Source organism: Arthrobacter sp. ISL-5 (assembly GCF_018613835.1).
Lineage (GTDB): Bacteria > Actinomycetota > Actinomycetes > Actinomycetales > Micrococcaceae > Arthrobacter.
This window is the reverse complement of sequence record NZ_JAGGPM010000030.1, coordinates 1-20451: the sequence shown is the minus strand read 5'-3', so window position 1 is coordinate 20451 and position 20451 is coordinate 1. Positions and strand designations below refer to the sequence as shown.

The following is a 20451-nucleotide window of genomic DNA, read 5'->3' as shown; positions in this document are numbered from 1 at the left end:
GGTGCCGGCCGGACCGTGAGCGGTTCGAAGAACCGACGAAGTCAGGATAGCCCCGGGCGGCACCCCGGCAAAAGGGCAATCAATCAGTGCCCGGGCACTGCCCCGCGGACGGTGGTGCTTTGGCGGGACAGCAGCAGCGCCAATGCGATCATGCCGACGCCCAACAGGAAATGGAGCCAGTTGTCCGCGGTGTTGACGGGAACAAAGTTGGCGGGCGTCTCGTGGCCGATCAGCAGGCCGTATACCCACAGGACCAGGTAGACGATTCCGCCGTAAAGGAGGAAGTTCTTTGCCTGCATGGCCGTGCGGCCCATGAGGATGCCGGCCACGCCGAAGAGCATGTGGACGATATTGTGCAGGATGGAAACCTGGAAGACGCCCAGAAGCATTGCTTCAGACAAGTGCCCCGCAAAGCCCAGCGAAGCGTAGTTGGTGGTTATTCCGGGGATGAAGCCAAGGATGCCAACGAGCAGGAATACTGCCCCGACAACCTGGGACGCCAGCTGCATGCGGGATCTTGCACCAGCTGTGGGATGGGTAGTAGCCATTTTGCTCTCTCCTTATTGTTGACCGGATCAGTCCGGCACTTCCATCTGGAACCCGCAGCCGCATCGCAACAGCCGTGTGGGTAGATGGACGTCGTGGATGGTGTGGTGCCGGGCCAGCTCATGGCCGTAGATACTGCTGGTTCCGGAACTGACCGAGAGCATGGGTGTTGCGCAGTGGAAGTATTCACCGCCGAACTGCAGGACGCCCATCACCTGGCCGTGGCGGTTCAGGACGGCGGCAACGTCGTGGACGCTCGCCGGGTGGGCGTAGAAGAAATCGCATTCAACGCACGTGTAGGACACATCCACCAGGCCCACCTCCGGCGGATGCATGGCCTCGATGGATTCGATGATCAGGTATTCGTCCGTCCGGCATTCGGGGCACCATAGCCGATGACCGGACGGGCGGTGCGCCTCGCCGGGAAGGTGGGCGTTGGAGATGGTCGACATCGACGGGCTCCTGTTATTTGGGCATCTTCGCCCTGACATTTTTGAGGTCAATCTCACGCTTAAAATAACCCCCGCCCGTCCGGCAGACAAGAGCCGCCGGTTCGGTGCAGAAGCCCGGAAATCCCGGGCCGGAGCGGCCTGTCCGGGGACCATGGGCAGCCCTCTTGCAAAAGGCAACGCGCTTGCGGCCGCCCCCGCCGGGCTACTGACAGTCTGTCCACATTTCGATACTCTTGACAGATAGGTTTCCGGGTTGTAGTGAAGTCTCAGGTTTGCGGCTTTGCTGCACCTGTTCTGCGGGCACGTCCAGGCAGGAGCAACCAAGTGAATGGAGCCAGGCACCGGGCCAAGGCCGGATTCGTTTCCATGGTTTCCCTGGCAGCAGCTTTAGTGGCTGGTTGCACAAACAACGGCCAGCAGCCAAACCCCCCCAGCGAGGCGGAACCCCACGTCATTACCGTCTGGACCACAGAAACGCTTCCGGACCGCATGGCCAAGTCCCGTGCGATCGTCGAACGGTTCACCGCAGCCACAGGTGTGACTGTGGACCTCGTGGGCGTACCGGCACACAGGTTCAGCCAGATCGTGGGCTCGTCGGAGGCTTCGGGAGACCTCCCTGACGTGATCGGTTCCATTTCGCTGGGCCAGGTCCGAACCCTGGCTGCCAGAGGCCTGGTGAATACCGAACTCAATGCCAGCGTCATTCTCGCCCTGGGCGAGCACACGTGGTCCCCGCGTGCGCTGGATCTGACCCGGGAAGGCAGCCGTCAGCTGTCCGTTCCGGACTCCTCCTGGCAGCACCTCCTGTACTACCGGAAGGACCTGTTCGCCCAGGCCGGGCTGGCCGCGCCCAAGACGTACGCCGACATCATGGCGGCCGCAAAGAAGCTTGACACTCCCCAAATGGCGGGCTTCGTCGCAGCCAACAAATCCGGCCAGGCATTCACGCAGCAGTCGTTCGAGCACATCGCGCAGGGTAACGGCTGCGAAATGGTCAACGGCAAGGACGGCATCACGTTCGAGAGTCCCCAATGCGTGGCTGCGCTCGGGTTCTACCGCGACATACTGAAGAACTATTCCGTGCCCGGGCTCCAGGACATAGACACGGTCCGGAACGCGTATATCTCCGGCAAGGCGGCGATGGCCATCTGGCCCACACTGATGCTGGACGAATTGGCCGGCCTGCGTATAGACGCCAAACCCAGCTGCACGGAATGCACATCGGATCCCGGCTTCCTGGCCAGGAACACTGGAGTGGTCGCCGGCCTTCTTGGTCCTGACGGGAAGCAGCCAGCGCAGTTCGGCGAGATCACGTCCTGGACCATCACCAAAGACTCGGACACGGAGCCTGCCCGCCGGTTCGTGGAGTACGTCATGAGCGACGGTTACGCTGACTGGCTGGCCATCGCCCCGGAGGAGCGCCTTCCTGTCCGTGCCGGCAGCGCCGGCAAGCCGGCGGAATACAGCGATGCGTGGACGAAAATGCCGGCGGGAGTGGGCAAACAGGAACCGCTGGGCAAGTTCTACTCGCAGGATGTGCTCTCTGTCCTGCTGCGGGGGCCCGAGGACGTCAGGCACTGGGGCATTATCCAGGGCCAAGGCGATCTTGCCGGCGCGGCGCTGTCGGAACTGCCCATCGCCAAGGCCGTCAGCGACGTCACGGCCGGCCGCGCCGACCCCAAGGCGGCAGCGCACAAGGCCGCAGTGTCGCTCCGCTCGATTCTGGGCTCCGTGGGCTCCTCCATGAGGTGACCGGCTCAGTCAAAAACCTACGTGTTCAGCTCCATCATGAGCGGCGGCAGCTCGTCGGCCAGTTCCCGTGCCAGGAAGCCGAGGCTGCCCATCCTGCTGGCGAGCCGGTCCGCCGCGGCGGCGTGAAGGTGGGTTCCCCAGCAGGCGGCTTGCGCGTCGGTGCTGCCCCGGGCGCGGAGTCCGGCGATGGCACCGGCCAGGATGTCGCCGCTGCCGGATGTTCCCAGGCCGCCGTACCCCGTGGTGATCTCCCAGCGTTCCGCACCCTCCGGCGCGTCCCCGCCCGGCGGTCGCGCGATCAGGCCCTGGCAGCTCACCACTGCGCTGTACTTTTCTGCTATTTCGACGACGTCGGCAGCAAGGTTGTCAGCGTCCCGCCCCAGCAGGATCCCGGCTTCGTTGGGGTTGGGTGTGAGGATCAGGCGTCCCGCCCAGGGCTCCAGCTCGTCCAGCAGCTTGGGCAGGCAGCCCAGCGCATAGGCGTCGAGGATCACCGTGGCACCGCTGGCGCCGCCTCCGGAGCCGCCCCCGGCGCCACGGCCGGCGCCGCCGGCCTTGCCGCCCCCGGAGCCGCGGCCGGAGCCGCCCCCGGCGCCGCGGCCGGCGCGAGGCCCTGAATCCCGCTCAGCTTCCCGCCGAAGGAGTTCACGCAGCAGCGCCTCGGTCTCGTCGATGTCGTCCAGGCCCGGCCCGATCAGTACCGCGTCGGCCGCGTCCAGGTCCTCGGTCAAGGCCTTCAGCCCGGATGCACCTACCGATCCGCCGTCGGATTCGGGCAGCCCGATCACTCCGGCCTCGGGAAGCGTGACGGCCAGCTGCACGGCCACGGACTCGGCCACGGCCAGGGTGAGCCGGCCCGCCCCTACGCGCAGCGCAGCCGTTCCCGCCAGCAGCGCGGCCCCCGGAGTGCGTCTGGCCCCGCCGATCACCAGCACCGCGCCGCGGGAATACTTGTCCGCACCGGCGGAGGGGAGCGGCCAGTCGCGGAGCAGCGACGGCGTGATCTGTTCGGGGGAGGCGGACTCAGCGCGGGTGGACACTGGCATCCCCCGCATGCTCGGTCACCTGGACGCCCTGCTGCGTGAGGTGATCGGCCACGTTGAAGCTCTCCAGCGTCCACGGCCCCACGCCGTCCGGCCGCACATACCGGGTGACGGAGGCGTTGAGGACCGTGGTGCTCGCCGCGAGGTCCAGGAGCTCGTGCTCGGACATGCCTTCCAGGACGTAGCGGAACAGCAGCACCACGGCGTCGTGGCAGACCAGCATCACGCGGTGGCCGCTGCCGAGCGCGTTCAGTTCGCCGAGTACGGACCGCAGCCGCAGCGCGACGTCCGCCCAGGATTCCCCGCCCGGCGGCCGGTAATAGAACTTACCCAGCCACCGCCGTCGTTCTGCTTCTTCCGGCAGCCGGTTTTCCACGCCGAGGCGGGTGATCATGTCCAGGATGCCCAGTTCGCGGTCGCGGAGCCGCTCGTCGGTGCGGACGGCAACGGGCCAGCCGGCCGTCTCGACGGCGATTTCGGCGGTCTGGTAGGCGCGCATGTAGGGGGAGGAAATCACGACGTCGGGACGCAGGTCTTCGGGGGCCTCCGCCAGTGCGCGGCCCAGGGCCTGGACCTGTTCCCGCCCTGTGGAGGACAGCTCGACGTCGGCGTCGCGGGCGGGGACGTCGATCACGTCGGCTCCGGAATCCTGGGCGGCCGTGGCAGCCACGTTGCCCTGGCTCTCGCCGTGCCGGACCAGGATGAGCTCCACCGCCCCAGCAGTCCGGCCGGCAGGAACCGTTCGGTCATTGACCGCGCCATCATTGACCACTTTGCCGTTGACTGCTCCGTCATTGCCCACGATTTCCACTCCCCGTTGCCTTAGGCGTGCGAATCCTCCACGTTACTAGCGCCGTACCCGCACTGTCAGCAAAATAACCCGCCCACTCCAACACCGCAGTGGCGGCCTGTAACAGGTCTAGGGTGGGAGGCGTCGGCAATCGCCGCTAAGACCCTCAAGGAGGGCGCATGGAATCCACACAATCCAGCTCGGAACAGTTCGGGCAACACCTGAAAAGCGTCGGCGGCTCAGAGACCGACGTCAGTGGCTCTGCTTACGTAGTGACAGAGGAAGACACCGTGGAGAGCGTGGTGTCGGGCATGCGGATGAAACAGCAGGAACACGGCGGCGCCGCCAGCAAGCCGTCCATCCTCCATGCCTCCGCCGAGGTCGCGATCAGCCGGCGTGATGAGCATGATCCGGCCCGTCACCCCGGGACGTCGCAGCCGGGGGAGTATCAGCTGGATATCCATTTCGGCGGGGACCACAGCACCCGCGAGCCGGTCCCGGAGGCAGACCTGGAGGCTGCCCAGATCTGGGCGCGAGGGCGGATTGAAGCCGCGGGCGCGGACTTCGGCGCCATCTACTTTCCGACTGGGGGAGGCGCTGCGCCAGGCTCGGGCGCGCTTGAATGCAGTTACGACCGTGCGGTGGGCTGGTACAGGTAGGGGCAGCACCGGCTTTTCACTGTTGCCGCCGCGTCGGCGGTCCGAACCAGGTGGCGAGCGCGTCAGCGAGCCCCCGCTGGGTTAGGTCCCCCACCCAGGCAACATGTCCGTCGGGCCGAATCAGCACGGCGGCGGGAGCCGCGACCTCCCCGAGTGCCGGAAGCTCCCACGGGCCGCCGTATTGGGCGTCGACCAACTTGACCCGATCCGGCCGAGGAGTGGTGTCGAAGCCGCCGGGCTCACCGAGGTTGAGAAGGACGGGCCGAGCATCGTGCAGCAGGGTGAACATCCGCAGCGGCCCGTCGGCGGTGACGAGGTCGAGGTCGGGCATGCGGCGCCCCAGCAGCGGGTGACCGTCGCCGCCGTCGTAATGGCCGACGTCGTAATGGATGTCCAGACCGGACTGCATCGCGGCGAAGCGCTTGCGCGGTTCCTCCATGGTGAGGAGTTCGGACACCGTTTCACGCAAGGCCTCGAGCCGCGCGTCGGCGGGGCGCATGAGCGCGACTTGCGCCATCGTGTTGCGCAGCACGCGGGCGGCGACCGGGTGGCGCTCGGCGTGGTAGGTGTCCAGCAGGCTTTCCGGCGCTGTCCGGTGGACCACCTGGGCCAGCTTCCAACCCAGATTCACCGCATCCTGCACGCCGGTGTTGAGGCCCTGTCCGCCGACCGGGGAATGCACGTGGGCAGCGTCGCCGGCCAGCAGGATCCGCCCCTCGCGGTAGGCTGCGGCCTGCCGGGTCATGTCGGTGAACCTGGAGATCCAGGTGGGGCTGTGGATCCCGTAGTCGGTCCCGTATACGGCGATGAGGCCCTCGCTGATATCGCGCAGGGTGGGCTCGCTCGTGCCGACGTGCGACTCGGTCAGCATGACCCCGACCGTCCCACCGGGCTTGTAGACGACCTCGCCGTCTTTGATCTTGTACTCGACCTTGCCGAGGGCGTGCATACCCGAGGGAGTGTGGCGGATGCCCAATTCCGGCTCCTCAGTCATCTCGACCTGGGCGATCAGGCTGCTGGTCGTCGGATCCCAGCCGGGGAACTCAATGCCGGCCGCCTTGCGGATCAGGCTGCGGCCGCCGTCGCACCCGGCGAGATACTGCGCCCGTAGCGACCGGCCGTCGGACAGCTCGACGTCGACGCCGGCGGGGTCCTGCGCGATACCGGTGACCTCAGTGCCGTAGTGGATCGGCACCGCCAGTTCGGCGACCCAGCCGGCCAGTATGCGCTCGATGTGGTTCTGCCACAGCCCGAGCGCATATGGGTGCCGGGTGGGGAAGTCGCTGATGTCCAGACGGGTGGACGCGAACCCCGCGACCTGCACAACCTGTCCCTCCGAGAGGAACCGATCGGCGATTCCGCGCTGATCGAGGACCTCGATGGTGCGTGAGTGCAGGCCGCCTGCGCGCGATCCGGCGAGTTCCTGGCTGGCGCGCCGCTCGACAATGGCGACGTCGACGCCCGCCAGCGCCAGCTCGCCCGCCAACATCAGCCCTGTGGGGCCCCCTCCGGCGATGACCACCGCATGCTCCAAGACGCGCATCTCGCTACTCCCCATTCCCTAGGTTCCGGCCTTCGGCGAGTATGCGCCCCGGTCCGGGGCTTGCCGCAAGCCCCCTTGCGGGGCATACATTGGAAATAGAGGGAATGTTTCAAGCACGACGACGGCGGGACCGCACCTTGCGCTTTTCGAGCGCCCGGCGCGGTCCCGCCGTCGTGGTTTAACGCGTTCTTATCGCTTGGAGCGGTCAGGACCCGCTCTTGATGATGACGTCGTCGATGAAGCTGTCGCCCATCTGACGGGTGTGTTCGGCGCCCAGCTGGACCCGCGAGAGCGAGGTGGCCGGGGAGTTGACGGTGTTGCTGGAGTAGACCGCGGTGCCGTCAAACCACACCTGGATGGTGGTTGCTGCGCCGTTGGGTACGACGCGCATTTCCACGTGGTGCCAGGAGCTCAGCGGGATGGTGGCCGAAATCAGCTTGGTGTAGACGAATGACCCTCCGGGTGAGGTCACGCGCAGCCAGAGCTGGCCGTTGTTGTTGTACCGGTAGATGTCCGCGACCCGGGTGCTGCCGGAGAAGAACCGGAAATACGGGACGTTGTTGCCGTCCACTCCGGCCTGGGTGATGTTGAACCAGCCGTCGGCGGAAGCGGCCGGGCTGCCGGCGGGCAGGGGAGCCGTGAGGTAGGCGAGCGAGCCGGAGTCGGTGGTGACATGAAGGTGAGCGGAGCAGCCGCCCGAATGCGACAGGACAGCGGACACGCCTGCGGTGCCTGTTCCGCCGGTGGTCGGGACGAACGGAGCGAGGGTGTTGGATTCGAAATTCGTAGCCACAGCGGTGGTGCCCGGTTGCGAGTTCGTGGGTGCGGGGGTCGCCGATTGGCAGGTTTCGCTTGGAGGCGGCGGGGTTTCGGTTGGCGTGTGGATCAGGAGGTCGTCAATGTACGTGTCCGCCACCTGGCGGCGGCTTTCGGATCCGAGCTGGACGGCGCTCAGCGAGGTGGCGCCGGTGCTGACCTGGTCGCTGGAGTAGACCGTGGCCCCGTCAATCCACACTTCGACTGTGGAGGCGGCGCCGTTCAGGGCCATGTGGAGCACCACGCGGTGCCAGGTGTTCAGTGGAATGCTCGTGGAGAGCAAGCGTGTGGAGACGGTCGAGCCGTCGGGCAGCGTTGTCCGCAGGTAGGGCCGTCCGGTGCCGTTGTCGCGGTACACGTCGGCGATCCGGCTGCTGCCGGAGAACAGGCGGAGATAGGCCACGTTGCTTCCGGCGGCGCCCGCCTTGGTGACGTTGAACCAGCCGTCGGCGTACACGTCGGCGGTGCCTGCGGGCAGCGCCGCCGAGATGTTGGCCACGGAGCCGGCATCCGCCGTCGAGTGCAGGTGGGCCGCGCAGCTCCCGGAGTGGGCCAGGGGGGAGTCCACCGTGGCTGTTCCGGGGCCGCCGGTGGTAACGGTGAATCCGGCGAGGTTGCCGGATTCGAAGTTGTTGGCCACCACGGCGGTGCCGGGGTAGGGGCCAGACGGGGCCGGGGTTCCGGGCTGGCAGGTCGCGGCTTGAGCCGGCGCCGCCCCGAACGCCCCGATGAGTGGCAGGATGAGGGCTCCCACAGCCCCCAGCCTGATTAGCCGGTTCATCAATCTGCTCCAATGTGAGTACCCAAAAGCAATGAGGCTGAAAATGGGGCCGCCTACCGTCAGCCTGCCGGACCCCGGGCGACCCCCGTAGGTGCACGCTAGTCCCGCCGCAGCGGCACGGTAACCGTGGTGGGTACTCGTTTTTCGGGCGCAGGACACCCCGGACACTACTCGCAGCCGCACCGACTACTCGGATCACTCAGCTGGCGCACCCACCCAACTGGCGCACCATCCCAACTGGCGCACCATCCCAACTAGGTCGCAGCACGCGTCGTTTTCAGGGCTGAGAACCGTCTCAGCTGCTACCTAGTTGGGCGCGTTGGCGGGCCTAGCGCCCGGTGAGCTCCGCAAACAGGGTCGGGACCCGCGCCTCGATGTCATCCCGGACCAGGCGCATGCGCTCCATGCCTTCGATGCCGCGCTCGGAGGGCTCGTCCGTTTCCCATGCTTCGAAACAGGTCCCGTCGCGGGCTCGAGTGTCGCTTCGGTGCCAAGGACAACCACGACGTCGACGGAGTCCAGCACCTTGTCGGTGGGGAAGCCGACTGGCACCGGTTCCGGCGTGCCGCAACAGGCGCTCTCGTTTCATCCGCGGGTGTGACGGTTCGCGGCCCAACTAGGTCGCAGCACGCGTCGTTCTCAGGGCTCAAAACGACGTCTGCTGCTACCTAGTTGGGCGGGGCGGGGTGTCGTCTCAGGCGTGGGTCGGCTCCTCCACCAGCGCCGTCGCGATGCTGTCCGCGTCCTCCAGCGCGGCCAGGTAACGTTCGGCGTCCAAAGCCGCCGCGCAGCCCGTGCCTGCGGCGGTGATGGCCTGGCGGTAGCGGTGGTCCACGGCGTCGCCGCACGCGAAGACCCCCGAGCGGCTGGTGACCGTGGTGGGGGAGTCCACCTTGATGTAGCCCTCCGCGTCCAGCTCCAGCTGTCCGGCCACCAGCTCGGTGCGCGGCACGTGCCCGATGGCCACGAAGATGCCGGTGGCGGACTGCAGGCGGGTCTCGCCGGTGTGGGTGTCCTTGAGCGTGACGCCGGTGACCTTGCCGTTGCCGTGGATCTCGGTGACGGCCGAGTTCCACGCGAAACTGATCTTGGGGTTGTCCTTGGCGCGCTGGGCCATGATCCGCGAGGCCCGGAGTTCTCCCTTGCGGACGACGACGGTCACGGACTTCCCGAAGCGGGTCAGGAAGGTGGCCTCCTCCATTGCAGAATCCCCGCCGCCGACGACGATGATGTCCTGATCGCGGAAGAAGAAGCCGTCGCACGTGGCGCACCAGGAGACGCCGTGGCCGCTGAACTTCTTCTCCTCCGGCAAACCGAGCTCCTTGTACGCGGAGCCGGTGGCGAGGATGACGGCCGGTGCCTGGTGGACGTCGCCGCCGCCGGTGACCACGCGCTTGAGGTGCCCGGACAGCGTCACTTCAGTGACGTCGTCGAACACCACCTTGGCGCCGAACCGCTCCGCCTGCTGCTGCAGGCCGTCCATGAGCTCGGGACCCTGGATGCCCTCGGGGAAGCCGGGAAAGTTTTCGACGTCGGTGGTGTTCATGAGCGCGCCGCCGGCGGTGACGGACCCGGCCAGCACCAGCGGTTCAAGGCCTGCGCGGGCGGCGTAGATCGCGGCGGTGTAGCCGGCGGGGCCTGATCCGATGATGATCAGCTGCTCGGTGCTCACGTTTTTGTGGTTTACGTTCGTAGGCTTCGCGTTCTTGGAACTCACGGCTGGCTCCGTTTCCTCAGACTGGTTACTGGTTGGACATTCGGGTCACTGGGCATGGCAGTTACTGGGCGTCGCGGTGATGGCGTTTGCGCGCCCAAACAGCCGCATAACAAGTGCAACAAGCGCGGGGACTTCGATCAAGGGTCGCCGCCGCGGACGTCACAGGTTTGCCAGGATGCCGGCGGCGTCGTCCAGGGCGCCGGGGGCCAGGGAGAAGTAGGCCCACGTGCCACGTTTTTCGCGGTGCAGCAGCCCCGCTTCAACCAGGATCTTCAGGTGGTGGGACACCGTGGGCTGGCTCAGGTCCAGCGGCTCGGTCAGGTCACAGACGCAGGTCGCCCCGGATGACGCGGCTTTGATGATGGAGAGCAACCGGAGCCGGTTAGGGTCGGCCAGCGCCTTGAAGACCAAGGCCTTTTGCTTTGCCTCCTCAGCGCCCAGGGCAGGCGCCGCTGCCGGCGCGCAGCAGGCTTCATCCGTGGCCGGCTCGAGAATAGGCAGCAGGTTCATGTACCCATTATGCGCCAATATTGACAGCCATCAATGTAGGTACCGGGATCCCACGGCGGGTCCCCGGCCGAGGCGAGGACTAGGAGCTGGTCTTTGCTGAGTCGTGCGGGAGCACGACGTCGTCGTCGGCGCGGTCCGCGGAGGGGAACAGGATGAGGAGGAGCCCAAGTCCTGCCGCCGCGCCGATCAGCTGTGCTACGACGAAGCCGGGAACGGACGCCGGGGCGATGCCGGCGAAGGTGTCACTGAAGATGCGGCCGACTGTGACGGCCGGGTTCGCGAACGACGTTGACGACGTGAACCAGTATGCGGCTCCGATGTAAGCTCCCACCGCCGGGGCGGCGAGGACGCCCCGCTTGGTGGCGGCCAGGGCGAAGATCAGCAGGATGAGCCCGGCGGTCGCTACGACCTCGCCCAGCAGGTGCCCCGTAGTGGCGCGCTCCTTGGCAGAGATGGAGATTCCCACCTCAAACATGGTGTTCGCGACCACACTGCCACTGATCGCACCCACGGTCTGCGCAATGACATAGGTGCCGAGCTCCGGCAGGGTCAGTCCGGAGCCGCTGCGCCGGCCCAGGATCCAGTCGGCGAGCGACACCACGGGGTTGAAGTGCGCGCCGCTGACGGGCCCGAAGACGAGGATCAGCACGGTCAGCCCCAGCACGGTGGCGGTGCTGTTCTGGAGCAGTTGCAGGCCGACGTCGTTGGGGGAGAGCTGCTGGGCGGCGATCCCGGAGCCCACGACGACCATCACGAGCAGGCTGGTGCCCAGTAGTTCGGCGACGGCACGGCGCCACAACTGCGGCTGGTTAGAAGTCATGGCACCAAGCTTGACCGATGAAATTAACTCAGTCAAAATTGAGTCAATGAATACTGAGCCAGTAGCCGCTTTTCAAGCGCGGGTCGCCAAGCATGCGGCCCTTGCCGATCCTGCGCGGCTGCGCATTGTCGACCTGCTGACTCTGGGGGACTTCTCCCCGACGGAGCTGCAGGCCGAGCTGGGGATGCCCTCGAACCTGCTGTCCCATCATCTGCGCGCTCTGGAAGGAGCGGGCCTGGCAACCCGCCACCGCTCGGAAGCCGACAGGCGCCGCAGCTACATCCGCCTCGCCGCCGGTGCGTTGGAAGGCATCGCGCCAGGGGTCGAGCACGGCGCCACGCGTGTGCTGTTCGTCTGCACCCGCAACAGTGCCCGGTCCCAGCTGGCCACTGCACTCTGGCAGCAGGTCAGCGAAATCCCATCAACGTCGGCAGGGACGCACCCTGCGGACCGCATCGCGCAGGGTGCCATCGATGTCGCCCGCCGGCACGGACTGGACCTCGTAAACCGCCTCCCGCGGAGGCTGGACCAGGTCGCCGGTGACGGGGACTTCGTCGTTACCGTGTGCGACAACGCCCATGAGGAACTCACCAGTCTGGGCGGTGTCCACTGGTCCGTGCAGGACCCGCTGCGGAATAACACCGAGGAAGCGTTCGAGGACGCCTTTATCGACATCTCCCGCCGCATCCATGACCTCGCACCCCGGATGCACGCCGCCTAACGATTTCCGGGCAGGGCAGCCGCCCCTTTGCGGCCGAGAGGGGTAATAAGCCCGACCATACGTAAATATTGACAATCATCAATCTATAGCCCGATACTCGCTGTATCGATCATTATCAATATTCCAATGAGCGCTGCAGTGCGGGCGGAAGACCTCGACGAGACCGATTCACCCGTCACCTAACCGATCCAGGAGAAACCAGTGAGCACCGAAACCGCCAAGAAGCCCTCCGTCCTCTTCGTCTGCGTGCACAACGCCGGCCGCTCCCAGATGGCCGCCGCGTTCCTGACCAGCCTTTCCAAGGGCGATATCGAGGTCCGTTCCGCCGGCTCGCAGCCCGCAGACAAGATCAACCCCGCGGCCGTGGAAGCGATGGCAGAGGTCGGCATCGACATGTCCGCCGAGGTCCCGAAGGTCCTCACCACGGAGGCCGTGAAGGAATCGGACGTGGTGATCACCATGGGCTGCGGCGACGAGTGCCCGTACTTCCCCGGCAAGCGCTACGAGGACTGGGTCCTGGAGGATCCGGCCGGCAAGGGCGTCGACTCCGTCCGCCCGATCCGCGACGAGATCAAGACGCGCATCGAGGGCCTTATCGAATCCCTGATCCCCGCCGCCAAGTAACCCACCACGCCTAAACCCTGAAGGGGAGGAGGTGAGCTGAATGAACACCGGATGCTGCGGCGACTCGGGCTGCTGCGACGACGATCAGGACTGCTGCTGACCCCCCGCCCGCCTTTCCGCCCAACTAGGTAGCAGCAGGTGTCGTTTTGGGCCCTCAAAACGACACCTACTGCTACCTAGTTGGGCCACGAACCCACAGATGGAAATGAGGAACGTATGGATTCAGCGAAGAACCTTCCTGTTGCCGTCATCGGCGCCGGTCCGGTGGGCCTTGCCGCCGCGGCGCACCTGCTCGAACGCGGCCTGGAGCCGCTGGTCTTCGAGGCAGGCCCGGCGGCGGGCGCGGCCATTGAGCAGTGGCGCCACATCCGGCTGTTCTCACCGTGGCGGTTCAACCTCGACGCCGCCGCCCTCCGCCTGCTCGAAGGTTCCAGCTGGGAATCCCCGCGGCCCACAGCACTGCCGTACGGCGGCGAACTCATCGACAGCTACCTCGCGCCGCTGGCCGCGCTGCCGCAGATCGCCTCGCGGCTGCAGACCGGCGCGCGCGCCGTGGCCGTGACGCGGCAGGGCCTGGACAAGACCCACGTGCGGAACCGGGACACCACGCCGTTCGTGGTCCGCGTCGAGCATGAGGACGGCGAAACCCGCGACCACACCGTGGCAGCGGTCATCGACGCCTCCGGCACCTGGTCCCGCCGCAACCCGCTGGGCACGTCGGGCCTGCCCGCCATCGGCGAGGACGCTGCGGCGGACAGGATCTCCGCGCCGCTGCCCGATGTCACCGGCCGGGACCGCCGGTCATTTGCCGGACGCCGCGTCCTGGTGGTCGGTGCCGGACACTCCGCCGCCAACACCCTCATCAGCCTGGCCGACCTCGCCAAAGACGAGCCGGACACCAGGATCCTGTGGGCAGTCCGCGGCGACTCCGCGGCGAAGGTCTACGGCGGCGGCGACTCCGACGGGCTGCCCGCGCGCGGCCAGCTCGGCGGCCGGGTCCGGCGCCTCGTGGAGGCCGGCAAAATCGAACTGCACACCGGCTTCGGCATCGCATCCCTCAAAGCACTCGATTCCGGCGTGACCGTCGAAGCCGTGGACGGCCGCACCCTGGACGCCGACGTCGTGGTGCCCTGCACCGGCTTCCGCCCCAATCTGGACATCCTGCGCGAACTCAGGCTCAACCTGGATCCGGCCGTCGAGGCGCCGGTGGAGCTCGGTCCGCTGATCGATCCCGAATTCCACTCCTGCGGCACCGTCCCGCCGCACGGCGCGAAGCTGCTGGCCCACCCGGACAAGGACTTCTACATCGTGGGCATGAAGTCCTACGGCCGGGCACCGACCTTCCTGCTGGCCACCGGCTACGAGCAGGTCCGCTCCGTCGTGGCCGCCCTCGCCGGCGACCGTGAAGCCGCGGACACCGTCCAGCTCGAACTCCCCGAGACCGGCGTCTGCTCCACCGACGCCGGCACCAGCTGCGACGTCCCGGCGCCGGCCGTTGGGATGCCGACGGCGGCTGGTGCCTTCCCGCCGTCGGCCTCCGCCGAGAGCGGCTGCTGCTCTGCTCCGGTACCGGCGCTGGTCGGCTTCCCCACCGGCCTGACCCACGGCCGCTCCGGCATCAACTAGAAATCGAGCCAGTACAAGCAATGGAGTGCTGCCATGACTGAACACCGTGACACCAGCCTGGGCCTGCAGGACAACACCGAGCTTCTGCACCGCATCAGCGCCCGCCTCTCGGACAGGTTCGCCGGGATCTTTGCCGCCGAAACTGTCGAACGCTACGTCCTCGAGTCCTACACGGCCCTGGCGAGGACGGCGAAGATCACCAGCTACCTGCCCGCCACCACCGAACACTTCGCCAGCGACCGGCTGAACGCCCTGGCCAAGTCCAAGGGAGCGATCGCCTCCGGGGTGCCCGAGGTCTTGTTCGTCTGCGTGCAGAACGCCGGACGGTCCCAGATGGCCGCAGCCCTGCTCACCGTCGAGGCCAAAAGCAGGATCCATGTCCGCTCCGCCGGCTCCCTGCCGGCGTCCGAACTCGACCCCGCCGTCGTGGCAGTATTGTCCGAGATGGGCCTGGACCTGTCCCGGAACTATCCCAAGCCGCTCACGGACGACGTCGTACGCGCCTCCGACGTGGTGATCACCATGGGATGCGGCGACTCGTGCCCCATCTATCCCGGCAAACGCTACGAGGACTGGGAAGTTCCGGACCCGGCCGACCAGCCCCTCGAAACGGTCCGGGAGATCCGGGACCTGATCCAAGACCGGGTCAAAACCCTGGTCGACTCACTCACAAAGGAAACAACACTCTCATGACCCAGGACACCACCAGCGCAGCGAAGACCCCTGCCGTGCTCTTCGTCTGCAGCAAGAACGGCGGCAAATCCCAGCTCGCCGCTGGCCTGATGAACCAACTCGCCGGCGGGGCCGTCACCGTCTATTCCGGAGGCACCAAGCCGGGCAAGTCCCTCAATCCCCAGGCCGTGGATTCCCTGGCCGAACTAGGCATCGACATCGCCGGCGAGCACCCCAAACCCGTCACCGGCGAGGTCCTGGACGCCGTGGATGCGGTCATTGTCCTGGGCACCGAAGCGAAGCTCGAGCCGCACGAAGGCGCCCGCTTTGAGGTCTGGGAGACGGATGAGCCCTCCGAACGCGGCATCGAAGGCGTGGAACGGATGCGCCTGGTCCGGGACGACATCAGGGCCCGGGTCCAGAAGCTCTACGCGGAACTGACCGGGAACTAGCCCGCGCGGACGTCAGCCGGGTCTGTTCTGCGCGACGTACGCGCCCACGGTGTCTCTCCCCAGCGCCGCCCCGACAGCGGCGAAGGCGCCCCAGTCCGGCAGGACGATGGACTGCCCGTCGGTACTGAACCCGAAGCCGGCGGTGGGCAGGTTGAAGAACACGGCGTCCTGCATGCGGACGTTGCGGAGGCTATATGCCAGGCTGGCGAGCTTGGCGGCCGTGAGGCCCTTGTCCACTTTCATGTACCGGGATGCCGTGCTGACCACCTTGTAAAGGGTCACGGGATTGGACAGGGTCTTTGCGGAGAGGAGCTTGGCCAGCGTGGCGCGCACCATGGTCTGCTGGTTCCTGATCCGCTGGAAGTCGCCGTCGGCAAACGCATAGCGCTCCCGGACGAATTCGAGTGCCCGCTGGCCCTTGAGCTTGTTCACGCCCGCAGGAAAGTGCTGGTGCGTGTCATGCGTGGAGGTGAAGGCCTCCCTGACGTTGACGTCCACGCCGCCGAGCGCATCGGTGATGCCCCTGAAGCCCTCGAAGTCCATTGAAATGACGTGGTGGATCTTCTGGCCAAACAGCGATTCCACGGTCCTCACCACCAGCGGCACGCCCCCGAGCATCAGGGACGAGTTGATTTTCGCTTCGCCGTAGCCGGGGATGGGCACCCAGGTGTCGCGCATGAGCGAGATGCCGTACACGTGCCTGCCGTCCCGCGCGAGGTGGACCAGCATGATGGCATCCGCGCGCTGGTCGGGCAGGCCGCTGGGTGCCGGGGGGTCACCGCGGCGGTGGTCGCTGCCGAGGACCAGGATGTTCATGGGCAGCGTCGGCGGTGGCGGCGGCTTCAGCGGCGTGGCCTTGGGGGACGGCTTCACGGTGGGCTTCGGCGTCGGCGTGGGCGTGGCTGTGGCCGTTGGCGACGGGCTTTGGGTTTCGAGCGTGGCCGTTTCGGTGTCCCAGATCCGCGCCAGGTTGAAGATGAACCCGGCGGCCACCAGCGGGATCACAATGAGCGCCGCAATCAGCACCTTGAAGGCCGTCGGCTTGCGCTTCGCGGGTCCTCCGGAGGGGGCTGCGCTGCCCGTTTTGTCCGGATCAGGCCGGGAGTCCATGAACGGAAGGTATCACCAAAGTTCTCCGGAAAGAACGACGGCGGCGGGCCGGTTTTTCGTGTTGGCCGGCAGAAGGGCCCATCGCCTCGTGTGAATACACCTTTGCGTGAATACATCCGATGCTGTACTTTTGTGGCATGGAAACGCTCACCCAGGCACCAGTGCTGGCCCGGTTCGGCTACGCGGTCTCGGACCCTACCCGCGCCCGGATCCTTCTGGCTCTCTCAGACGCCCCGTCCTATCCCTCGGATCTGGCAGACGCACTGGGAGTGTCCCGGCAGAGCATGTCCAACCACCTGACGTGCCTGCGCGGCTGCGGCCTGGTGGTTGCCGTTCCGGACGGGCGGCGGTCCCGGTACGAACTCGTGGACGCGCGGCTGGGCCACGCGATCAAGGACCTGATCGGTGCGGTCCTCGCAGTGGATCCGGCCTGCTGCGCCCCGGACGGGGAGTGGTTCGCATGACGGCGCTGCTGCACGCACCAAGCCCGGAACGCCGTGCGGTGCTGAGCCTCAGGATCCGGCTGTTCGCGGCCGCGACCATTACCTACAACCTCATCGAGGCCATTGTGGCGCTCTGGGCCGGAGGGGTCGCCGACTCCTCCGCGCTGATCGGCTTCGGTCTTGACTCGGTCATTGAGGTGACTTCCGCTCTGGCGTTGTCCTGGCAGTTCTCCGCCAAAGACCCGGAGCGGCGTGAGCACCTGACCCTGCGGATCATCGCCATCTCCTTCTTCGCCCTCGCCGCGTTCGTGACCGTGGACGCTGTCCGTGCTCTCACAGGAGGCGGAGAGGCCCAGCATTCCACCCCGGGCATCGTGATCGCGGCGCTGAGCCTGGCGATCATGCCGGTCCTGTCCTGGGTGCAGCGCCGGGCAGGCCGGGAACTCGGCTCCCGGACAGCGGTGGCCGATTCCAAACAGACGCTGCTGTGCACCTACCTCTCCGCCGTCCTGCTGGCTGGCTTGGTCCTGAACAGCGCCCTTGGCTGGTGGTGGGCCGACGCGGGAGCCGCCCTGGTCATCGCCGGTATCGCGGTGCGGGAAGGCATCAATGCCTGGCATGGCGAAGCCTGCTGCGCCATCCCGCACACCGGCGCCGACCACTCCGAAGAAGAGGATGACTGCTGCGTCCCGGCCGGACCCGCCGCAACGGCCCTGACCGATACCGTGGCGGTCACCCTGGCGCACACGGACCCAAGCGGTTCCTGCTGTGCCGAATGTGGATCAAATACCGGGCCCGCACCGGTCGCCGTGACCCTTGGAGCGAAACCGGCTGATCGATGAGCGCCGTCACCGTCGCACGCAACGTCCGCATTCAGTCCCAGGCCCGAACGGCCTACAGCATTTCCTGGGCGTCATGCCCTGTGCTGTTACGCCGGGAAATGAGCACTGGACCGTGGGCATGGTGAAGGACTGCGTGGGCGGTGGAACCGATGGTGCCTTTTATGAGTCCGTGGCCCTTGGTCCCCACGACTGTGAGGCGGGCACCCCGGGACGCGTTCAGGATCGCTCGGGGGATGGAGGTATCGGTGAGCAGATGTCTTTCCACGGTGGTTCCGGGCGCCAGGTCGCGGGCAATACTGACGGCTGAGTCCAGAAGTGCCTCTGCTGCAGGCCGAGCATCGACGGGGTCCCGAAGCAATCTGTAGCCGGCGGGGGCATGTTGTACGTGAACGATGTTGAGGTTCGCTCCCGTCACGGCAGCGACGGCGCAGGCATCTTCGAGTGCTGCCGTAGAGCCTGAGCTGTCGATGGCGACGACGACGGGCCCGTCAGGGTGTTCGTCGGATCTGATCACCGCAACCGGACATGCTGCGGTGGCTGCCATTTCCAGACTCACGGACCCGACGAGCAGTCCCATAAACCCACCGATGCCGCGGCTTCCGACGACCAGCATTTCTTCGCCGGCGGAAATTTTGGGCAGATGTACACTGGGCCACCCGTATAGAAGGCTGGTTCGAACTTCGACCCCGGGTGCGGCATGCTTCGCATGTGCCAGGCCCTCTTCGACGGTGACTTGCGCGGACCGTTCAAGTCCGCTGTCTGCCACGCCGGGGACCGGGCCGAGGTCGTGGGTCAGCAGGGGCCACAGTGAGCAATGCACCAGATGCAGGGGACGGTTGCGCAGGGCCGCCTGCTCTGCCGCCCAGCGGACGGCTTGTGCCGCTTGAGCCGAACCGTCATAGCCGACCACGATGGTCTTGGACTCCGGCACGGTTTCCCCCTTGTCTGGTGGTTCAGGCTCGGGTGCCTGCACCGGTTGCGTTTCCTCTCAGAGTACTTTGCGGCACTCAGGGCTCCGGGGCATCCGTCTGAAGTTGTTCGAACGTCTCGGAAAGCCCGCGGCTGAAGACCTCAAGATCGGGGATGGCATCTGCATCGGCGACGATGACACTGTTCAGCTGGCCTGAGTAGGAAAGCACGCTGATGCCAAGGGGGATATTGCCTTGCACCACACCGATCTGGAACATCGCCAGCACTTTGGCTCCCGCGAAGTAAACGGGTACCGGCGGGCCGGGCAGGTTACTCAGTAGAAGGTTCACCAGCCGCTGATGGAACATCGCCCGGACCATCCATCACTGCAGGAGGCGGCTGCCGGGTTGGTACGGCGGCTGGAGGCGTTGGGCTGACATCACTCTGACGATACCTTTGAGCCGCCGCGCTGGGTTTGGTTCCCCGACCGGTATGGGCGCTATTCGTACGCCGACGCGGTTCGCTTGTGGTTTCGCCGGGGCCGCGTAAGGACGCTGCGACGGACACCTTGAGCTCGAGCTGCGGTGTCAGCTCGCCTCGGGTTTCCAGTACGCCCTGCACCCGCCCGCGTAGGCGGCCAGCAGAAGGTCGGTGAGCCTCGCACCATACCGGTGGGCGAGGGCTTTGGTGGAGGCGAGGTCGTTCCGGACGAGGATGAGGCGACGGCGTGGACCCACTGGTTCGTTCAGCGACACCGCCGGAGCGCGGCCGGCCCGGGCCAGGGACATTTGCTGCGCGCCCGTTGCGAGGAATGCTGCCAGGTGAGCAGGGTGGGCCAGGGTTGTGAGGACCCTGGCCAGGGCTCGTCCGTGATCGCGGGCGTTGCCCGTGAAGAGCTCCCAGTCACTTGGCCTGGGCTGGATTTCCATAGATACTGCCTCCGCGACGGAGGTCTGGCCGTCGGGGTCAAACAGGGCGGTCAGCAGACTCTGTGCGGCCAGGCCGTCGGCCGCTGCGTGATGGAGGCGGATCAGGAGAGCGACGCGGTTGAACTGAGGACCCAGCCCCAGCCGGGGCCGCGCCAGTAGCTGGCGAAGCCGCCGGCTCCGGTGCGTCCGGCGCTCGACGTGTGTACGGATGTCTTGTAGGCGCACCTGCCCGGAAGAATCGAGGAGCTGCAAGCCCTTCATGTTCAGCTCCCTAATCCAATTTAATGACCATGAAGTGGTCGTTGGCGAGCGGGGGAACGGTGAGTATGTCGAGCGTTTTTGGCCCCGGCGTGACGGTCATACTCGGCTCCACTTAGGGCTGTGCGGCCCGGGTCCCGTCTGCCGGTCGTGGGGCGGTGTGGGTGTGGGTAGACTGGCTGGAGGTGAGCCGGGAAGTCTGGTCGGCATGTTTTTTGTTGACCCCATGTTTAGGACACCTTCATGAGTGAAAACCCGTCTGTTCCTCCGCGTTCTTCCGTTTTGGGACGGGGAAGCTACGGCGAAGTGCTGCGCATCGGCGAGATCCTGCGGAAGGAAACGGTCGGCGGCATCCTGCTTGTCGCCGCAGCGGTTATTGCCCTGATCTGGGCAAATTCCCCGGTTTCTGACATGTATTTCGCGTTGCGCGACTTCC

23 protein-coding genes and 1 pseudogene are annotated in these 20451 nt (G+C 66.5%); 10 read left to right on the top strand and 14 right to left on the bottom strand.

Annotated features, from left to right (window positions below; genetic code table 11):
• Positions 1-83 precede the first annotated feature (83 nt).
• Positions 84-548, bottom strand: coding sequence for a DUF4383 domain-containing protein (locus J7I89_RS16980; RefSeq protein ID WP_214972785.1), 465 nt, complete (start codon positions 546-548; stop codon positions 84-86).
• A 27-nt stretch (positions 549-575) separates the two neighbouring features.
• Positions 576-998: a hypothetical protein gene (locus tag J7I89_RS16975; RefSeq protein ID WP_214972783.1), complete on the bottom strand. Its 423-nt coding sequence runs from the start codon at positions 996-998 to the stop codon at positions 576-578.
• Between the two features lie 489 nt (positions 999-1487).
• Between J7I89_RS16975 and J7I89_RS16970 the strand changes: the two genes are divergently transcribed.
• Positions 1488-2750 carry an extracellular solute-binding protein gene (locus tag J7I89_RS16970; RefSeq protein WP_251045471.1) on the top strand — a complete coding sequence of 421 codons (1263 nt, stop codon included), beginning with the start codon at positions 1488-1490 and terminating at the stop codon, positions 2748-2750.
• Between the two features lie 17 nt (positions 2751-2767).
• Here the strand turns inward: J7I89_RS16970 and J7I89_RS16965 are convergent, their stop codons facing one another.
• Both J7I89_RS16965 and J7I89_RS16960 read right to left on the bottom strand, forming a co-directional pair.
• Positions 2768-3796 (bottom strand): ADP/ATP-dependent (S)-NAD(P)H-hydrate dehydratase, encoded by a 1029-nt coding sequence (locus J7I89_RS16965; protein WP_251045470.1) that lies wholly within the window; start codon positions 3794-3796, stop codon positions 2768-2770.
• Complete coding sequence (locus J7I89_RS16960) at positions 3774-4565, bottom strand: histidine phosphatase family protein (RefSeq protein ID WP_214972919.1); 792 nt, start codon at positions 4563-4565, stop codon at positions 3774-3776. Before J7I89_RS16960 ends, J7I89_RS16965 begins: the two co-directional genes overlap by 23 nt.
• Positions 4566-4762: 197 nt before the next feature.
• Here J7I89_RS16960 and J7I89_RS16955 point away from each other — a divergent pair, with 197 nt between their 5' ends.
• Entirely contained in the window at positions 4763-5242 is a 480-nt protein-coding gene (locus J7I89_RS16955; RefSeq protein ID WP_214972780.1) for a hypothetical protein, read from the top strand.
• Between the two features lie 16 nt (positions 5243-5258).
• Here J7I89_RS16955 and J7I89_RS16950 read toward each other — a convergent pair whose 3' ends face one another.
• From J7I89_RS16950 to J7I89_RS16930, 6 genes and pseudogenes are all read right to left on the bottom strand, one after another.
• Positions 5259-6785, bottom strand: coding sequence for an FAD-dependent monooxygenase (locus J7I89_RS16950; protein ID WP_214972778.1), 1527 nt, complete (start codon positions 6783-6785; stop codon positions 5259-5261).
• A 205-nt stretch (positions 6786-6990) separates the two neighbouring features.
• A complete protein-coding gene (locus J7I89_RS25330) occupies positions 6991-8382 on the bottom strand; it encodes a hypothetical protein (protein ID WP_251045469.1) in 1392 nt (463 codons plus the stop codon).
• Positions 8383-8710: 328 nt separating this feature from the next.
• Positions 8711-8943 (bottom strand): annotated as a pseudogene (locus tag J7I89_RS25325) (low molecular weight phosphatase family protein); the annotation flags it as partial.
• Between the two features lie 133 nt (positions 8944-9076).
• On the bottom strand, positions 9077-10054 hold the full coding sequence (trxB, locus tag J7I89_RS16940) for a thioredoxin-disulfide reductase (protein ID WP_214972777.1): 978 nt from the start codon (positions 10052-10054) through the stop codon (positions 9077-9079).
• 204 nt (positions 10055-10258) lie between these two features.
• On the bottom strand, positions 10259-10609 hold the full coding sequence (locus J7I89_RS16935) for a helix-turn-helix transcriptional regulator (protein ID WP_214972776.1): 351 nt from the start codon (positions 10607-10609) through the stop codon (positions 10259-10261).
• 79 nt (positions 10610-10688) lie between these two features.
• On the bottom strand, positions 10689-11429 hold the full coding sequence (locus J7I89_RS16930; protein WP_214972775.1) for an MIP/aquaporin family protein: 741 nt from the start codon (positions 11427-11429) through the stop codon (positions 10689-10691).
• Positions 11430-11475: 46 nt separating this feature from the next.
• On the opposite strand from J7I89_RS16930, the gene J7I89_RS16925 reads away from it, so the two are divergent.
• The 5 genes from J7I89_RS16925 to J7I89_RS16905 all read left to right on the top strand — a co-directional run bounded on the left by J7I89_RS16925 (position 11476) and on the right by J7I89_RS16905 (position 15524).
• Positions 11476-12150: a helix-turn-helix domain-containing protein gene (locus tag J7I89_RS16925; RefSeq protein WP_214972774.1), complete on the top strand. Its 675-nt coding sequence runs from the start codon at positions 11476-11478 to the stop codon at positions 12148-12150.
• Between the two features lie 201 nt (positions 12151-12351).
• A complete protein-coding gene (locus J7I89_RS16920) occupies positions 12352-12774 on the top strand; it encodes an arsenate reductase ArsC (protein WP_214972773.1) in 423 nt (140 codons plus the stop codon).
• A gap of 216 nt (positions 12775-12990) precedes the next feature.
• Positions 12991-14400 (top strand): FAD-dependent oxidoreductase, encoded by a 1410-nt coding sequence (locus J7I89_RS16915; protein ID WP_214972772.1) that lies wholly within the window; start codon positions 12991-12993, stop codon positions 14398-14400.
• A gap of 33 nt (positions 14401-14433) precedes the next feature.
• On the top strand, positions 14434-15093 hold the full coding sequence (locus J7I89_RS16910) for an arsenate reductase ArsC (RefSeq protein WP_214972771.1): 660 nt from the start codon (positions 14434-14436) through the stop codon (positions 15091-15093).
• Positions 15090-15524: a low molecular weight phosphatase family protein gene (locus tag J7I89_RS16905; RefSeq protein WP_214972769.1), complete on the top strand. Its 435-nt coding sequence runs from the start codon at positions 15090-15092 to the stop codon at positions 15522-15524. The genes J7I89_RS16910 and J7I89_RS16905 overlap by 4 nt, the downstream gene beginning before the upstream one ends.
• Positions 15525-15536: 12 nt before the next feature.
• Here the strand turns inward: J7I89_RS16905 and J7I89_RS16900 are convergent, their stop codons facing one another.
• Complete coding sequence (locus tag J7I89_RS16900) at positions 15537-16634, bottom strand: LCP family protein (RefSeq protein WP_214972767.1); 1098 nt, start codon at positions 16632-16634, stop codon at positions 15537-15539.
• A gap of 137 nt (positions 16635-16771) precedes the next feature.
• Here J7I89_RS16900 and J7I89_RS16895 point away from each other — a divergent pair, with 137 nt between their 5' ends.
• Positions 16772-17098 carry a helix-turn-helix transcriptional regulator gene (locus tag J7I89_RS16895; protein WP_214972765.1) on the top strand — a complete coding sequence of 109 codons (327 nt, stop codon included), beginning with the start codon at positions 16772-16774 and terminating at the stop codon, positions 17096-17098.
• The gene (locus J7I89_RS16890; protein ID WP_214972763.1) at positions 17095-17919 is read left to right on the top strand and encodes a cation diffusion facilitator family transporter; all 825 of its coding nucleotides are present in this window, start codon (positions 17095-17097) and stop codon (positions 17917-17919) included. Before J7I89_RS16895 ends, J7I89_RS16890 begins: the two co-directional genes overlap by 4 nt.
• A 52-nt stretch (positions 17920-17971) precedes the next feature.
• Here the strand turns inward: J7I89_RS16890 and J7I89_RS16885 are convergent, their stop codons facing one another.
• The 3 genes from J7I89_RS16885 to J7I89_RS16875 form a co-directional block, all read right to left on the bottom strand.
• Positions 17972-18850 carry a universal stress protein gene (locus J7I89_RS16885; RefSeq protein ID WP_214972750.1) on the bottom strand — a complete coding sequence of 293 codons (879 nt, stop codon included), beginning with the start codon at positions 18848-18850 and terminating at the stop codon, positions 17972-17974.
• Between the two features lie 76 nt (positions 18851-18926).
• Positions 18927-19196 (bottom strand): WS/DGAT domain-containing protein, encoded by a 270-nt coding sequence (locus J7I89_RS16880; RefSeq protein ID WP_214972749.1) that lies wholly within the window; start codon positions 19194-19196, stop codon positions 18927-18929.
• A gap of 219 nt (positions 19197-19415) precedes the next feature.
• Entirely contained in the window at positions 19416-20018 is a 603-nt protein-coding gene (locus J7I89_RS16875) for a wax ester/triacylglycerol synthase family O-acyltransferase (RefSeq protein ID WP_214972748.1), read from the bottom strand.
• Between the two features lie 240 nt (positions 20019-20258).
• Here J7I89_RS16875 and J7I89_RS16870 point away from each other — a divergent pair.
• The coding region (locus J7I89_RS16870) for a Na+/H+ antiporter NhaA (protein ID WP_214972747.1) at positions 20259-20451 on the top strand (193 nt) is incomplete at its 3' end.

Bases quoted from the DNA above. Each gene is read 5' to 3' on its own strand.
- J7I89_RS16980 (WP_214972785.1), bottom strand. From the start codon at position 548: ATGGCTACTACCCATCCCACAGCTGGTGCAAGATCCCGCATGCAGCTG.
- J7I89_RS16975 (WP_214972783.1), bottom strand. From the start codon at position 998: ATGTCGACCATCTCCAACGCCCACCTTCCCGGCGAGGCGCACCGCCCG.
- J7I89_RS16970 (WP_251045471.1), top strand. From the start codon at position 1,488: ATGGCCAAGTCCCGTGCGATCGTCGAACGGTTCACCGCAGCCACAGGT.
- J7I89_RS16965 (WP_251045470.1), bottom strand. From the start codon at position 3,796: ATGCCAGTGTCCACCCGCGCTGAGTCCGCCTCCCCCGAACAGATCACG.
- J7I89_RS16955 (WP_214972780.1), top strand. From the start codon at position 4,763: ATGGAATCCACACAATCCAGCTCGGAACAGTTCGGGCAACACCTGAAA.
- J7I89_RS16950 (WP_214972778.1), bottom strand. From the start codon at position 6,785: ATGCGCGTCTTGGAGCATGCGGTGGTCATCGCCGGAGGGGGCCCCACA.
- J7I89_RS25330 (WP_251045469.1), bottom strand. From the start codon at position 8,382: ATGAACCGGCTAATCAGGCTGGGGGCTGTGGGAGCCCTCATCCTGCCA.
- J7I89_RS16935 (WP_214972776.1), bottom strand. From the start codon at position 10,609: ATGAACCTGCTGCCTATTCTCGAGCCGGCCACGGATGAAGCCTGCTGC.
- J7I89_RS16930 (WP_214972775.1), bottom strand. From the start codon at position 11,429: ATGACTTCTAACCAGCCGCAGTTGTGGCGCCGTGCCGTCGCCGAACTA.
- J7I89_RS16925 (WP_214972774.1), top strand. From the start codon at position 11,476: ATGAATACTGAGCCAGTAGCCGCTTTTCAAGCGCGGGTCGCCAAGCAT.
- J7I89_RS16915 (WP_214972772.1), top strand. From the start codon at position 12,991: ATGGATTCAGCGAAGAACCTTCCTGTTGCCGTCATCGGCGCCGGTCCG.
- J7I89_RS16910 (WP_214972771.1), top strand. From the start codon at position 14,434: ATGACTGAACACCGTGACACCAGCCTGGGCCTGCAGGACAACACCGAG.
- J7I89_RS16905 (WP_214972769.1), top strand. From the start codon at position 15,090: ATGACCCAGGACACCACCAGCGCAGCGAAGACCCCTGCCGTGCTCTTC.
- J7I89_RS16900 (WP_214972767.1), bottom strand. From the start codon at position 16,634: ATGGACTCCCGGCCTGATCCGGACAAAACGGGCAGCGCAGCCCCCTCC.
- J7I89_RS16895 (WP_214972765.1), top strand. From the start codon at position 16,772: ATGGAAACGCTCACCCAGGCACCAGTGCTGGCCCGGTTCGGCTACGCG.
- J7I89_RS16890 (WP_214972763.1), top strand. From the start codon at position 17,095: ATGACGGCGCTGCTGCACGCACCAAGCCCGGAACGCCGTGCGGTGCTG.
- J7I89_RS16880 (WP_214972749.1), bottom strand. From the start codon at position 19,196: ATGTTCCATCAGCGGCTGGTGAACCTTCTACTGAGTAACCTGCCCGGC.
- J7I89_RS16875 (WP_214972748.1), bottom strand. From the start codon at position 20,018: ATGAAGGGCTTGCAGCTCCTCGATTCTTCCGGGCAGGTGCGCCTACAA.